The sequence below is a fragment of the Microcystis sp. 49638_E5 genome (assembly GCF_021300285.1).
In the GTDB taxonomy this organism is placed as follows: Bacteria; Cyanobacteriota; Cyanobacteriia; order Cyanobacteriales; family Microcystaceae; genus Microcystis; species Microcystis aeruginosa_C.
The window spans coordinates 35,514-51,209 of the sequence record NZ_JAJTDH010000015.1; the positions used below are offsets into that span (position 1 = coordinate 35,514).

8 protein-coding genes and 1 pseudogene are annotated in these 15,696 nt (G+C 34.4%); 3 read left to right on the forward strand and 6 right to left on the reverse strand.

Annotated features, from left to right (window positions below):
• Window positions 1-21: 21 nt before the first annotated feature.
• The 6 genes from grpE to LW728_RS07020 form a co-directional block, all read right to left on the reverse strand.
• Window positions 22-732 (reverse strand): nucleotide exchange factor GrpE, encoded by a 711-nt coding sequence (gene grpE, locus LW728_RS06995; protein ID WP_287765938.1) that lies wholly within the window; start codon window positions 730-732, stop codon window positions 22-24.
• Window positions 733-771: 39 nt separating this feature from the next.
• Window positions 772-3,648 (reverse strand): IMS domain-containing protein, encoded by a 2,877-nt coding sequence (locus tag LW728_RS07000; RefSeq protein ID WP_287765941.1) that lies wholly within the window; start codon window positions 3,646-3,648, stop codon window positions 772-774.
• 40 nt (window positions 3,649-3,688) lie between these two features.
• Entirely contained in the window at window positions 3,689-6,241 is a 2,553-nt protein-coding gene (locus LW728_RS07005; protein WP_287765943.1) for a GAP1-N2 domain-containing protein, read from the reverse strand.
• 4 nt (window positions 6,242-6,245) lie between these two features.
• On the reverse strand, window positions 6,246-7,412 hold the full coding sequence (locus LW728_RS07010) for a TRAFAC clade GTPase domain-containing protein (RefSeq protein ID WP_008195823.1): 1,167 nt from the start codon (window positions 7,410-7,412) through the stop codon (window positions 6,246-6,248).
• Window positions 7,413-10,478, reverse strand: coding sequence for a double zinc ribbon domain-containing protein (locus LW728_RS07015; RefSeq protein WP_287765946.1), 3,066 nt, complete (start codon window positions 10,476-10,478; stop codon window positions 7,413-7,415). It abuts the gene before it with no gap.
• Between the two features lie 377 nt (window positions 10,479-10,855).
• Window positions 10,856-11,941: a hypothetical protein gene (locus tag LW728_RS07020; RefSeq protein WP_287765949.1), complete on the reverse strand. Its 1,086-nt coding sequence runs from the start codon at window positions 11,939-11,941 to the stop codon at window positions 10,856-10,858.
• 300 nt (window positions 11,942-12,241) lie between these two features.
• Here LW728_RS07020 and LW728_RS07025 point away from each other — a divergent pair, with 300 nt between their 5' ends.
• The 3 genes and pseudogenes from LW728_RS07025 to LW728_RS07035 form a co-directional block, all read left to right on the forward strand.
• Window positions 12,242-13,759 (forward strand): ATP-binding protein, encoded by a 1,518-nt coding sequence (locus LW728_RS07025; RefSeq protein WP_287765952.1) that lies wholly within the window; start codon window positions 12,242-12,244, stop codon window positions 13,757-13,759.
• A pseudogene (locus LW728_RS07030) lies at window positions 13,752-14,615 on the forward strand (tetratricopeptide repeat protein); the annotation flags it as partial. The gene LW728_RS07025 and the pseudogene LW728_RS07030, both read left to right, overlap by 8 nt.
• A gap of 93 nt (window positions 14,616-14,708) precedes the next feature.
• Window positions 14,709-15,696, forward strand: a 988-nt coding sequence (locus LW728_RS07035; protein WP_287670567.1) for an IS4 family transposase, incomplete at its 3' end; no start/stop codon positions are given.

Below are 15,696 nucleotides of genomic sequence, written 5' to 3' on the forward strand. Positions count from 1 at the left end.
TAAGAAAAAATTTTTTGGTTTTTATTGATTGGATACATAACGATAGACACTAACGGTTTCTGGACGAACAATTCGCTCTTGATACTGTAACCCCATCCGCAGATGCTCTACAATTTGTTTATCGAGAGTAGAGTCATCAGTATTAATAATTTTTTGCGCTTTTTGTTTACTACGGTCATAAGTTTCACTGTCATTTTGATAGAATTTAAACCCGTAACGGCTAACTATTTCTTCAATTTCTTCAGTGAAGCTTTTTAACTCGGATGCTATGGAATTGGCAGAATTAGATTCAGATAAATTACCATATTTCTTAGTCAGTAATTGGAGATGATCGTAAATGCTAGTAATGTCCATAATTAAGGGTCGTAAAATTTTAAATACTATATCTTCTCGATAATCTTGCAACTCTTTATGAAGGGCATTAATGGTACGTTCTTTGCTCTCATCGTATTTAACTTTGACTTCAAAATCTTTTTGTAATTGAGCAATAGCTTGATGAATGTTATCAATTATTGGCTGAATTAAGTTGAAGTTATTAGGGGTTTCTTCTTGAATATTCTGCTCAATATTAGGCACATTATGGGGCATAGATTTAAGTTTTTCTGGATTGAGGGGAGATTTTTCTAATTCAGGATGAGGTAATTTATCCTCTTCTAAATTAAAAATATCAGAGGCAGAATTTTGCTCTAGCATTGGGTTTTTGTCATCTGTGATTTGTTGTGAATTAGTCATTTGAGAATTACCTCCTTGGTAAGTTTTAGTAAATTTTAACTAGCGGATAACTTGAGAGCTTTCAATTTTCCAACTCCCATCAACTAATTTCAAGTTATAAAGAACAGTTATTTTTCCTGTTTTGCTATTTTGAGGGTCAACTCTATCATTGATATAGAGAGTTTGTTGCTCAGTTACACTAACTTGAATACTAGCTTGATTACCATTGATAACGAATTTTTCAACGTTATCAATTGTTTGCTGTCCGTATTTATATTGACTATTTTTCTTCTGTAAATAGTCGATAGAACCGTTATAACCAGCTGTTTTTTGATACTGTTCACCCGTTGTAATTTTCTGAGCAATTTGACGGTCATAAGGGGGAGCAAACATTGTTCTTTTCGCTTGTAACCATTTGTTAATAAGATTGACAGCATCTTGTTGTGAAAGGGTTGCTGTTGAAGAAGAATCAGTAAATATTTGTTCTGCAATGTTTTGGTCAGAAACAAGAGCCACAGGGGAATTATTAGGTGAATATGAGGTAGGAACAACTTCTGATAATTCATTTCCTTGCAATTTGAAAGTTTTAGTGACTTTTAGACTGGGACAACAAGCTGCATCGCCAGGCCCATTAGTAATAAGTGTCAGTTTAATCTGATTATTTTTTATTTCTACATTTTCAATTATTGTCCGATCTCCTAAGTAAAAATTAGATGTTTGTGTAGGGATGTTATTTTGATTAAGGATGACAAGAAATGACTTAAATATTCCACTCCCACCACCATTTTCTGCTAAGATCACCACCCCATCTTCTGAGCTATCATTATTAATATCTCCGAAGTATATTTGCTCGATTTCAACTGATTGACCCGTAGCACTATTTGGTGATTGTTGAAAAAATTTACCGTCAGTTAATGGGTAGGCTGTGTTATACAAGGTATAAGTCATGTTTTTTAGTTTTTCTTCAGTTAAAGTTTTGTCACTTATTTGAGATTGAGGATTACTTTTTTTAATTTCTGAAGATTGAGAAGAATTAGAGGGTTGAAGCGTTTTAACAGTCCAACGAATAATGGAATAACCACCGAACAGCACACCAGCCATAATGGTTGCGATAAACACAGGTAAACCATAATTAATCCACGTTGTTGAACGCAAAAACTGCCAAATAAATGAGGCTTTATGGGGTAAAGTATTGGTTTGTTCCATAAGCCATACCATTGGTTCTAAAACTCGGACACCATCAAAAGAATTGGAAGAATTACTACTGCCAATTGTCTGATCTCTAAAACCAATATTTGAACAAGAGAAAAATCGAACGTTAGAAAAATTCAATTCTATATTACGAACAAGATTCCCTGCTCCATTATCTTCTAGGAAATTTTTGATTAAAATATTCATCGCATCCTGCTCATTTGTTATGTCAGAATGGCTCGCCATATATTCACGAGCTTTATAAACTCCAATTTGTTGTTCAAGGTCGGCACAATCCACTTTAGTAACAATAATGGCAACAGGTTGAGTAAATTTTTTTCCTTTTCTTTTCTTTTTATTCTTTTCAAATAAAAATAACATTCTTTCATAAGCGGCATCTAAGTCTTGGTTGGGTAAATCCTGAATATCAGCATTGTTTGAAAGTGCGTCTTGGTATCTTTGTCTAACTTGCTTAATCGAAAAAGGATCAATGACAAAAAAAGCTCCATCTACATACTTGAAGTATTTTTGTAACTCTGCTTGTTCATCAGTATCTATATATTCTCCTGCTAAATCGTAGAAATACAAAAGATTAGGGACAGCTTGATTAGTCTTTTTGACTTCTAAATTTAACCCTTTGGCACTATCACCCGCCGCAGAAGTTTTGAGTAAACGTTGACCATTTTTTAGGGAATTAATATTGTCTTCATACTTTCGAGCGTGTAAAGAATTAGGTATGCTGACATCTAAACTATGAGCAGGAGAATATTCTTCTGTAAATTGTTTGATTGCCATAAACATATAATGGCTTTTACCAGAGTTAGGAAGTCCGACAACTGGAATATGAGCGTTGATTCCCCCAATCCCATCTAAGGGGTGTTTACATTCTGGATTAGGACAAACTTTTGTCAATAACTTATCTCGTCCAAGATAGGTAAGAGTTGGTAAAGATTTGCTACAAACTCTAGAATTATTAGTATTAGGTAAATCTCCTTTACAAGTATGATTAAAAACCCCATAAACACTCGGCCAAAGTCGAGTATGTTCTGTTGAACAATCTGGACAAATGTAGGTGGGAATTTTCATCGGTTCATGGCATTCTGGACATCTGTAGTAAGTTTTATAAAAGCTACTATATAGGTAGTTTCCTACGGTCAAAAACAACATTAAAAAGCTCGTAATCATTGTGCCGATGACACAGAAAATAAATTGTATTCCTAAAAATAGGGCAACAATGACAGAAGCTGCTACAAAATGAAAAAACCATCCAATCATTAAACCGAGTGCTGGTCCGTAAAATCCCATTATTGCCCAAACTTTTTGCCAAATATTACCAGACCATGAAAAATGTCCATTAGAAAATCTATTTTTCGCAATTTCTAGCCATTTTCCTGCATCGTCTTTTGTACTTTGCCATACATTCATACTAACAAATCGCATGACATACCAAGCTGCACCATAGATATACATTAATTTGGCTTTTTGTGCTTTAAAGAATTTAATTGATTTTTCTTTATCCAGATAAGACTTAGTTTTAGTTACTTGAAGCCCTTCGTAAAAAACCTGAATAAAGTTCTTAATACCAACACCAATACCAGCAATAGATGTAACTGTTGCACATAATATGATGACAATTATAGTTAACCATGAGATTATGGTTAGAGTTGGTATAACTATATGAATAATAAAAAGATATAGAAGCCATAAAACAAAACCAGTACCTATTAAATAAAGCAAAACTTGCATATATTTTCCTCCTTAATAAACAAAATGATCGGTAAGTTAATCAACTAAAGAAATTAGAAATTTTTCCCATAATATTGGAGCGTGTATTCTCAAAAATAGGTTGGATAATAGGATACCAACTTTTTCTTTTAATTTTGCTTTCAAACTCTTTTTTGACCTTCCCAAAGCCTTTATTTTTAAATACTTCTTCAAGGGCATTGGGTAAGTTAATAAAAAATTCTGGCACAAAATAACCGAGTTTTTCTGCTAAATGGGAAGAAACGTTAAACCATAAATCCATAATCAAAACTATGTCATTAACTCTTTGTTCTTCCACTAAGCAGTGGCAAAAATTCGACCAGTATATATCCCAAAATAAATCACGATGTCGAATAACATAAGCAATTTGAACGACTTTAAAGTGTTCTTCTGTCAGTTTTTCAGGGGTTTTTTGAGCAAAGAATTTTTCTAATAGTTTTTCAACTTCTTCCTCATATTTTTCTGGTGGTAAAGTTTGATAACGTTGGTTTGAAGCTTCAATGTTCATTTCGGAAATACGATTATGGTACATATCTAATGACCCCTGTAAAATAAGTGTTTGTTCTTGAGAAATGGATAAGTTAGGATTTGCTAAAACTCTGGTGTAAATATTAGCAAGTGATTCTGTGGGGGTGTTAAGTTGAAGAGTGGAAAGTAAATCTTGAATTAACTGATTATAAATATCAATTTCAAAAATACTTTCAGACTTATCTTTTTGCAATAAAGTTTCAGCTAATTCTTGTCGCTCAAACTGTGGTTGTGTCCAGATAAATTCTAGAGCTTCTTTTACTATTGATTTATGGGATTTTTGAGCCAGATAATCTAACCATAAATAAATAACATCAATGGCTTGTGAGGTGGAATGAGATTGTAAAATATCTCTTTGTAATTCATAGTTATGTAAGTCTGGAATGAGCGAAGAAGATTTTTGCCAGTAAGTCCAAAAATACTTAGGTCTTTGGTCAAAAGAAAATGGTTGAAGAAGCGCATAGTAAATCCATTCAAAGACGGGAGAATTAGGATATTTTTGTTTGTAGAGTAAAGCGTTATCAAGAATAAAGTCTTTCGAGAGTTTAGCATTTTCTAGAAAAACTTTAATCCAAGTTGATGCACTCACAGGAATTCTTAATCTTTTTGATAGCTCTTGCTCTGGAATGGCTGAGAATGTTTTTGCTAAGATGATACTCAAATTCTGCTGATTACTAGAAGACAAGGTTAATTCTTTGCCAATCTGTTTCCAGAAAATCAATAATTGTTCCGAGTCATTACTTCTTAATTGCTGAGTAAATTGTTGAATAAAATCTAAAGAATTAAGATGTTCTTTAAGTAATGCAGGTGAATAAAGAGACTCTAGAGCAGTCCATAAAGTCATAGATTTTTGTTCTTGTTTGTTAAGAACTAATGAAACAAAAATAAAGATAGCTTTATCAGCTTGATTAAGAAAATAACTATCTATCTTTTTGAGCATTTTTAAAGCATTAATATAAGAGGTAAGCAAATCACTCTGTTCTTGATTAATGAGTGCCTTTCCTAATAAATAAGATGCCCAAGATAAATCTTCTAAATCCTGTTGTACATATTGACTATGTGAGTTTTTTTGACTTTGCTCTTGGATGATAACTTGTGCAGATTCAATCACTTTAGCAAAAGGCAAAGCGTCTATCTCTCCCTTAATGGCTCTTTGAAAATTGATATAATAATCTAAATGTTTACTCAAGTATTTAGAATCAGAACTATAGCGATCTAACCATTCGTAAAACTCTAAAATCTGACTCTCATACTTTTGCTCATCTAAGTTTTCTAATAGATAAATCGCCAAATCCGATTCGGGAACATCACTAACTTTTTGTTGGGGAACATTAAGAATAAAGTAAGAGTAATATTCATCATTGCTACAACGAAAGTTAGAATTTTCGGTCGTTCCTGTAATCATAAAAGGAGCCGTATAAGGATCATGGTGGTAGGTGGCAAAAGTTAGATAGTTGACATAACGAGGATGTAAAATAGTGCTGAGACTAGCAATCCAATAAGTAATCGCTTCATTATCATCAATAATAATAATTTTTCGTTTTGATTGTTCATAGTCAATCACGGCACAAATCAACTTATAAAACCATTCTTGTCGTTTTTTATCTTTTAAAAATGTCCAAACTGAATCAAAATTAAACGTGATTTCGTGGTTAAATTCATTTAAAGTTGGTAAAGCAGTTTGTGAGGATTTATCTTGTTTAACCCAGAAGGGACTTTTCCACGAAAAAATGCTAGGAATAGTAGAGATTTCTGTAACTGTACCCACCAAACTATGAGCAAAGAAATTTCCATCTCTGCCAAATTCATCTTGTCCGCTAGATTGACTACAAACTAAAAAAGCATCTTCTTCATTAACAAAATAACGTAAAGCAATGGGATGAGTATTGATTGCTTTGACATCAACACCTGATGGGATAGAGTATCCAATCAATCGGTTTAAAATTTGACGTTTTTCACTCTCAAAATTAGGAGATTCAGCCTTAATTTGATAGCCAGTCCTAGTTTCTGTTCGACAAGATGTATAGTATTGTTGTTGGATAACCATTGTTTTACTTCCGTCCTTGTATAAATTGAAATTGAGAAAAAAGCCATAAAAGGGGATCTTCAATTCTTAAAGGAGACAACCCTTCAATCTTTCCATTGATAGGATTTTTCCCTAAAGGAGACATGGCAAAATAACGATAACAATTAAAATAGGTTTTAACTTTGTTATCAAATGCAGAACCCATCCATTCTTCAAGATAAGTGCAAATTTCTGTATGGACTGATTCCACATCAGGTAAGTTTAAATAACCAAAATGTTCTCCTGAATGATGTAAAACTGAATCCGCTTCAATAAAGGGAAATAAAGCATCACTTTTAGATAGGGTAAAGGCAATCGGTTTCTCAATTTTTTTACCAGCTTTAATTTTCAATTTTTGTTCATGTAATTCATAAAGACGTTCAACAATTCGATTGGGGTCTGCGCTTTCTAATCTATCAGGTAAATCCTCTTTTACTAACTGTCTTACTGTTTCAATTTGCAGAGGATCTAAGATGAATATAATCCCATCCGCTTCACAAAGATAACGTGCCTCAGAAGACATAATATCTATATCTTCCATATCTTCACCTGCTGTATCAAATAAAACAAGATTAACAGCTTTACGTTGACCGTTATTGTCAAAAGTTACACGAAGAATCATTGGTGTTTTCGCACGGGAGTCAACAGTGCTACTGACAGTCGCTTGTAAAATTTCTTCCCTAACAAAAATTGGTTTACGGAAAATTTCTTCATAAATTGTGCGACTTTTGTCATCAGTGAACATTACTCCTGCCTTAAAATTTTTGCCAATTTCATTTTGTAAACGATTAACTAAAACTGAAATATAGGTGCTTTTGCTACTACTTCGTCCTCCCATAATAGCAATCATTTTTTCCTCTATTTCTCCTGACAGATACTTTAAGTTATAGTGACATTTTGGACATACTTTTATAGAAGTTTCTTTGTTACAATTAGGACATTTTTCTAACTGATTTGATTTTCCGAACAAACGACCTAATCCTTTTTTTGTGGGTGTAAAGACTAAACCTTCTATAGTAGGGCTAAGAAGCCCTTGAGCTTGGGCTAAAATGACATCTTCACGTTTTCCTGAGCAACGAGTATAACTACATCGATATTCAAGTTGAGAGACTTCTGTTTTTTCAAAGCAAAAAGGACAAAGAATTTTAGACATTTAAAACATCTCCAATTTATCAATTTCTGGTTTGTTAACACGAACATAACCGCCTTTGGATTCATAAAGGCTATCGTTGGCTAAAAATAAAGATCCGTAACAACGATTTTGTTCTTTTAGTTCATAAGTAAAAGTTGTTTTGTCCTCCTGAAGTATTGTTGATGAAATGGTTAAAGCTGTTTCTCCATCTGTTTTTTTAATTGGCTTCCCTCCTTGTTTATAAACTAAAACTAAGTCTGGCATTTGCCCTTTGCCATTGATATTAATGATCAGCAAAAGTTTTCCTTTAAATAACCCAAATCCCTTTTTTTCCCTAGAGATTTCGTAATTAATCTTCATTAAAGTTGATAGGCTAATTCGCACCCGTGCTGATTCATTTAAGCCTGAAGCAATCAAGGTTTGTCCTGCTTTATTAAAGACAGCATAAACCACGATAAAATAATCTCTATTAGTAATACTGGTTAGGGGATAATAACCTTTTAGATTGTATTGATTTTTTGTAACTTTAATGTGGGTTGCATTTGAGTCTTTATGACTTGAAGGAAATTGGCGCTCGCCATGAGAAAGAATAATTTCTTGACAATTTTCTGGCCAATTCCAACGAACTTGAATTTCATTTGTCTGTTTTTGACATTTCAAATTGCTAACATCATCAACATTGACATACTCTCTGGTTTTGCCAAGATAAGCATTTTTTTGAAATAAAAGAATTGGGGTAAAGTAAAAAATTCCTTTCTTTTCAATTGTTATAGTTACAGATGTATTTGTTTCCTGTAAGACTTTGCCATATTCTGATAAAGAGCCTTGAGGTAATAAATGTGTTTTCCCGAAATCGGGAAAAGAATCGCTTTGTAAGACTGCTCCTTCTCCTTTTGTGGGTAATTGCCAAGATAGTTTCAGTTGGTAATAAGGGTCAGTTTTAATCACCTCAATGGTTAAATCTTCTAGGGGAGAAGGGGGTTTTTCGGGAATAACATCAATAGTAATTCCTTGGCTTTTAATAAGACTTCCATCATAATTTTTAAATAAACTATAAATTAGGTAATAATACTTCTTACCATTTTCTAAATTTTTATCAATAACGTTGCTGATATTGATAACTTCAACTCGTTCACCCTGATTAGAAGTATTGAACGGTTTAGTAGATCGATAAATCTGAATTTCAGTAACATTTTGAGGATGTGTCCAAGTTAAATTAACTTGCGTATCCATTGCTTGAGCAACCAGATTAGAAACTTCACTGGTTAACAGTATTGGTTGCTCTAATTGGGCAGAATTAACAGCAAGAACCCCTTCTCTATTAGTATAGATAGCATAATAAACTGGTTTACCACTTTCTACCGTGTTGTCATCATAACTTGTACTAAAAATAGTATCTAATTGTTCTCCATCTTTACTAGAAATAGGTTGGGAGTGATATTTTCTAATAATGGTATAACCAACTTTCTTAGAAGGGCTTGCTTGCCAAGATAAATTGATGATTTTATGGCTCTTGTTTGCAGAAAGTTGACTAGCAGGAAGCGGTGGGGTTTTGGCTAATGCGTCTTTGGCGGCTTGACAATCTTTACAAATCGAAAGAACCTTTTGATAGAGGTCAATTGGATCTTCCCCTTGAGTTTCCAGTTGACGCACTTTTTCTAATTCTGATTCAGCTTTGTGAATTTCTGCTTCAATTTTACTTTCTTCTCTGTTTAAATCAAGAGAAGCAAATTCAAGCTTTAGCTGTTGTAAAATACGACGTGCTTCGTAATAAAGACGTTCGTTAATAGCATGATTGAGTTGTTGTTGACAATTAATTAGGTTCTGTTTTTTCTGTTCTGCTTCACTTTTTAATTGGCTAATTTGTTTACTTAAATCATCGTTAAGAGTCTGAGAGATCAATGGACTTGACCATGCTTGTTGGGTTAAATTAAGATGGTTAACTGCGTCTTCATAAAATTTTTGATGAATTAACTTTTGACTCTCCACTAAATAACGACGCACGATTGACTCATTCCCAATGGGAAAAGAACACTTAGAACAAGCCCGATCTTCAATACTAGAAATGAGTCCACAACTAGGGCATTTTATTTTTAAAGAACTTCCACAATTTGAGCAAAAATCTTGATCCCGCTCATTAATGGTTTGGCATTGAGGACAAGCGATTTTCTGTTTGACCGCTTCAACTCCTGCCATTTCTACGGCAATTTTTTTATTTCGTCCATAGGTTATGATATGCTTTTTTGCTTTTTCAACATCTATCCCTCTAGAAAAGGCTAATTCTAGTAAATAAGTAAACTGTTTTCCATAAATGATTTTTTCATGAAGCGTAATGTTATCAATTGCCTCTTCTAAAGATTGAAAAACTTGTAAACTTAGAGAAAAGTCATAAATTTTTCTTTTTTCATCATCCTTAAAAAAGGTTTTAGCGTGTCCGGCAAGTTCCATAATAGCACTTGCTTCAGCTGTTGATTGACCTGTTTTCTTGATTTCTTCATATCGGTTGCTTGCTGCTGCACACAATTCATCAGTTCTAGTGGTTTTGGGGAGTCCTAGAAAATTGTACAAATCTTGTTGATTTAAACTTTTTAAATTATTTTCAATTTGACCAATTTTTGTTTTATCTGTGTCATTGATCTTAATATTTTCGGAGTTATTTGCTTCTTCTTTAGTCTTAATTTCAATCCCTAAATTACTGATTTGACGGCGAATCTCTGATTCTGAGAACACGCTGGAAAACTTAGTAATCAAATTTTTTACCTCAGATTCTAAAATATAGCCTTTAGCGACTATACCCTTTAAATCTCCCTCAAACTGTTGCTTGAAGATTTGAGCTTGTTTTGACTGACTTTCAAGAGCTTGCTTTCTTTCTTGTTCACGACTTTCAGAATCCTTCATTATCTGCTCAATCAACTTAACCATTTGCAGATAGCCAGTATATTCAACTTTATATTTAGGATGTTTTGTTTTTTTAGTCCATTCTCCTTGTTTAATTTTAAGAATTTTGCTAAATTCTCCATCTGACCAAGGCTGACTTGGATCTATCTCTAATAATTCGTAAAAGTTCGGACGTGATACTTCAGACATGAAAATTTATGATGGGGTTAGGTTTCTAGCTGATCATGGAAGTCCACTTCATAAAAGATTGGACTAGATATAGCAGTTTTCATCAGAATAAGGTATGGCTAAGGAGCTTAAACCCTTTGTTGGCAAAACTTGTCGATACCTCAGTGGCATGAAAAGCACTATAAGATGTTAAGTTTCTGAATTGTCCCTATCATAAATTGGGGACTTTCCCCGATGCAAATTTTTTTTGAAAAGCTGTAAGTCTTTGTGGGATAAGGCATTGCGTCGCTAAGACTCTAGTTCGACTTCGGGACACTTAAGGATATAGCCAATTTTCAGGATAATTTACCTTAAGTTCCCAAAATCTAGTATTTATCGGAAACCTATTCAGCTAGACTTCACACTGCAAACGCTTCCTTTTGTTTATGAAAAATCTGGTCAGCGTTGTGGTACTGATGCTTAATCATCCACTGCTCCAGTTCAATGAGATACCATTGACCGGCAAATGTTCCATATTTTAAGCAAACTTTTTCATTATCGTGTAGAGTGTGCTTAAATCCAAAACGTTCTTTATACAGTGCTTCAATTGTTTCGTCCCCTTTCGGATAAGTCGTGTAGGAAATTTCAGTGTGAGCAATATCATGTTTGTAAGTCAAGATAGCTCGAATCAATTGCTGATAAACAAGATAACTTGTTCCTATTTTGCCAGTTCCCTTTTCATCATATAGAGAGAGACTTTCTCCGATGCTTGTTACATTTTTGGGTAACATCAAATGCTTTCCTGTGTGTTTTCCTTCACAAAATGTTGCCAGTTGACAAGGCAAATAGTAGCCATATTCAGGCAGAGAATAGGTATAACGTGCAACACCGATTACCTGAGAGGGATTCTGTTCAGGATAGGCTAGAAAAATAACCGATTGGTGAGTAAATAAATCGTCGATTTCTTTGCGATAATTTTGTGACTCAGGATAGCGATTCTTGAGAAATAAGAAATAGGATTCAATTTCTGCCGGTGTTTCCGCTTCCTTGACCAGATAACCTTTGACCTTTGGCACATCAAAAGAAAGTAAGGCTCTTTTGCTAAGAATCCAGCAGTTGCCAATGTTATTTAACACAATAAATCCAGCACAAGAAAACAGAATCTTCACATATTGCTCAATATGAGGGGTTTGGGATATATCATAGACAAAGAGAAGACCGTTATCCTGTAACATTCTTCGGACAGTCCTTAAAGTGAATAGGGGATCTTTTTGGGTGTAATTTGTGGTCTTTAGCGTTGCAAATGTTTGTGCCGTTGAATCCTTTTCCTCGTTTGGTTTTAAATTAAGCCAACAAGAAAGTTGCTCATAGTGACGCTCTCGTATTTGACCGCTAAATAAGTGATTGACATCAACTCCATCCGATGACAGTAGCCGCACCGATGTAGATGATAATGAGATAAACTGTTTACCATTGGTTTGGTTGATTATTTGAGAAATAGCCATTTTGCTACCCTTAGGAAGAGGACAACGAGCAATGAGGCTCTCTTCATTGGGAGTAAAGCGATAGAAATCCTTAGATTTCTACGGAGAAGCAAGCAAAACGATGATTTTTGGGCGCAAAAAGCAAAAGAAGCTGGAATTAGAAAGAATTAGAAAGCTTCAATGGCTTCCTATACCTATAATTGAGCAAATAGCTGATATGTGCTTAGTCAGATTAGAGAAAATTTTTTCAAAAAATGAGAATTTCTGGGGATAATTGATCAACAATAGAGAAATAAACTTATGTAGATTGAATAGAGAGCAATGAAGTTAAAACTCTCCGTAGCGGGACTTGAGCAAGTCAAAACCCGATGGGCGCAAAAACAAAAAGAAGGCTGGACTAGAAAATACTTATGCACCGAGGCTAGTCAATTTGCCAAACCCGATGGGAATTGGGAGGAAATTTCAAATGACCCAGCCCACACTTATTACTCTTATTACGCCGACAACTGCTCACCGGAGACTTTAGATCATTTTTTGAGGGGTAAAAACATTCAATCGGAAGGTTTTTTTGCCTTTTGTCGAGCTTTGAACATCGACCCTTCAAAAGTCGCAGATCTAGATAATCTTTTGCAAAAACTGACTCAAGATATCGAGCCTATCTGGGTGGGGCGAGAGTCTCTTCAAAGTGATTTACTGGAAAAACTAAGAGGCGATTGTCGCATTGTCGTAATTACGGGAATAACAGGTATTGGGAAAACTGCCCTCGCCTACAAATTGGCCTTAGCTTTGTGTCAAGAAGGGTTTCCTCCTGAACTGCCTATTGATTTTGATGGGTTTAATCAACGGGAGGATCAACAGTCGCAATCAGAAGCACAAAACTTTATCAGCACAGCTATTGATTTACTCAATCGTGGCGATGAGCCTGTTACGGCAAAACAAGCAAAAAACCCAGAACAATTATTAACTCAACTGGTTAATCATCTGAGCAATAATCGTCGATTAATTTGGTTTGATTCAATGGAAAATCTTTTACAAGGAGAAAAACAAGATGGCAGTAATCGCTTTAAAGACCCCCTCTGGCGAGTCTTTTTTCAAAAGATATTAGAAGCCGAAAATTGTCAGACTCGAATTGTGATAACTTCGCAGGATAAGCCTGAAGATTTTGAAACTTTTAGTCAAGATCAATATTGGCATATTCAGCCATTAATGGGATTAGAAGAGCAGGAAAGTTTACAGTTATTTGAACGTTTATTTCAACAAGCAGAAGTCGAATTAATTCTTCATGGACGTAACCTTGCTTACCTTAAAGAGATCGGAAAACTTTATGAAGGACATCCTCTCGCTATCCGCTTAATTTCTGGTGATATTATTGATAGACTGAATGGAGATATCAGCACTTATTATGACGAGAATAAATCCCGATTTCGACGATTAAGAGAAATGATTGATGAAGCTCAAAAAGCCAATCCTGATGATTATTACAAAGTCAACTTAATGACCAAACAATTACGAAAACAACTGTTAGAGGAGGAAATCGAAAGAACAATAGAGCGACTTGAAAAAACTTTTACAACTGCTTATTTCTTGCTTATCTATGGTTCTACTTATTCATCTTTTGAATTTAAAAATGCGTGGTTTCAAAATCTTCAATTATTTTCAGAATACGAGGAACAAGATTTAGACTTAGCTCTTTTTACCTTGTTTAACCGTTATTTAGTAGAAACTCAAAAACAACCGGGATATGAACCACATATCAAACAGCACAGCTTAATTCGCAATGTTGCTTTCAAGCATCTAGTATCTACCCAAAGAAAAGAAGGAAACCCAAATCATGAATGATTTTCAATCTCCTCAATTAAGAGTCAAAGAACGTCTCACAAGTATCGATTTTACTGTTTTTGGAGAACTCGCTCAAGTTAAACAAAAAGGGGAAATTTTAGGGGCGATAGGGAGTCATTTTGAAAAAGCACATTTTGGCGCATTCATCTGGCATTTAATTGGTTATGAACGCCATATTAAGGATAAAATGGGACAGCAGCTCTCTATTCAAGAACGGGCAAGTCGTTATGTGGAAGCATTTCTCTGTCTATGTCGATTAGGTTGGTATAAAGAAGCTAAATCTTTATTTTCTTTACCCTTAGAAATTCATGATCCAACTTCTTTACCTTTGCACAAACAATTACGCATCTGGGGACGGTATGAAGAGGGCATAAAACTGTGTAAAGAATTATTAGGAAATCTTGACAATGAAACCGATTTTATCTGTTTAAGTGAACTCGGTTATATGTATCGAGAATTAGGACAATTTGACCAAGCAAAAAATTATGCGGAGAAACTCTTATCCTTAGCCGAGCAATTAAATAATCCTCTTTGGAAAGCAAGAGGAAAAGGAAATATAGCCACAATTGATGGAATAAAAGGGGAATATTTAAGCGCTGAAATAGGACTGAATGAAGTTTTAAATCTAGCCGAGATTATTCCCGATTGTGACGAAAAATTTGAGATTATTAATGTTGCCCATTCAAATCTGGGTAATTGTTATGTTTATCAGGGAAAAGTTGACCAGACTATTCCTTGTTTAGAAAAATACTTAAAATGGGCAGAAAAAATTAAAAATCTTATTTATCAAGCAACGGCTTTACGAAATTTAGGAGAAGCACACCGGCGAATCAATGATTTGAATACAGCTATCGATTCAGAAGTGTTGAACGTGGAAAAAAGTGGTACAAAATTTGATATTATAGATAAGAAAACAAAGTAAATGTACACCAATAAATGTGAATAAGCCATGCTAACAATTTTCCCAAAACTAATGAAAGAGCTTCTCAAGCCACTCCCCAAAAATGACTATCCCGCATTAAGTACATTTACTTTTGTGTCCTGTTGGATAGGTTTTGCGCTGGATAAAAGTATCGTCAGCATGAGAGACTTAAGCGCACGCCTGAAAATGCAAGGAATTAATGTCAATACGTCAACGTTTTCTAAGGCGAGTAAAATCCGAGAGACAGAACCATTTGAGAAAATCATCAATAAATTAAATAAAAGTTTAGTAAACAAAAAAGGAAAAGAAGCAGCTCAAGCTTTATTTCCAATTGACTCGACAATAATCTCACTGACAAGTAAACTGTTATGGACAAAAGGATGGCATCAAGTAAAATTATTTTGTGGAATAAATAGTATCACCACAGAAGTGGGGGGAATTGTGATCAATTTTGGTCAAGGACATGACTCTAAAGAAGGGGAAAAAACTATAGAAGAAATTCCTGTAAATGGAGTTGGGGTAATGGACAGAGGCTTTTCTTCTAATGAAAGAATCAGAAAATTATTAGAGAAAAAAGACAAGCACTTTGTTTTAAGGGTAAAAAATGATATGAAGCTAGAAATGCTGGAAAATGGTCAGAGCAAGCTAGGAGCAGAAAAAAGAAAAGTAGAGGTAAGAATCGTTGAGTTTTGTGATCTAGAAAGTAAAAGTGAATTTCGGATAGCGACAGACTTACCCTTAGAAGGAGAAGGGGGGGTAAGTAATGAGGAAATTGCCGAAATGTATCGACAAAGATGGCAAATAGAACTTCTTTGGAAGTTCTTAAAAATGCACCTAAAGCTTGACCGTTTAATCACAAAAAACGAGAGAGGAATTCGGATACAAATTTATAGCTGTATCATCGCTTATTTAATTTTGCAGCTAATAGATATTGAAGAAGTATTTGGCAAAAGCTTATTAGATAAATTGCGCTATTTACAGAGTTTTATGTGTCAACATATCAGCTATGTACACT

Bases quoted from the DNA above. Each gene is read 5' to 3' on its own strand.
- LW728_RS07005 (WP_287765943.1), bottom strand. From the start codon at position 6,241: ATGGTTATCCAACAACAATACTATACATCTTGTCGAACAGAAACTAGG.
- LW728_RS07000 (WP_287765941.1), bottom strand. From the start codon at position 3,648: ATGCAAGTTTTGCTTTATTTAATAGGTACTGGTTTTGTTTTATGGCTT.
- grpE (WP_287765938.1), bottom strand. From the start codon at position 732: ATGACTAATTCACAACAAATCACAGATGACAAAAACCCAATGCTAGAG.
- LW728_RS07025 (WP_287765952.1), top strand. From the start codon at position 12,242: ATGAAGTTAAAACTCTCCGTAGCGGGACTTGAGCAAGTCAAAACCCGA.
- LW728_RS07020 (WP_287765949.1), bottom strand. From the start codon at position 11,941: ATGGCTATTTCTCAAATAATCAACCAAACCAATGGTAAACAGTTTATC.
- LW728_RS07015 (WP_287765946.1), bottom strand. From the start codon at position 10,478: ATGTCTGAAGTATCACGTCCGAACTTTTACGAATTATTAGAGATAGAT.
- LW728_RS07010 (WP_008195823.1), bottom strand. From the start codon at position 7,412: ATGTCTAAAATTCTTTGTCCTTTTTGCTTTGAAAAAACAGAAGTCTCT.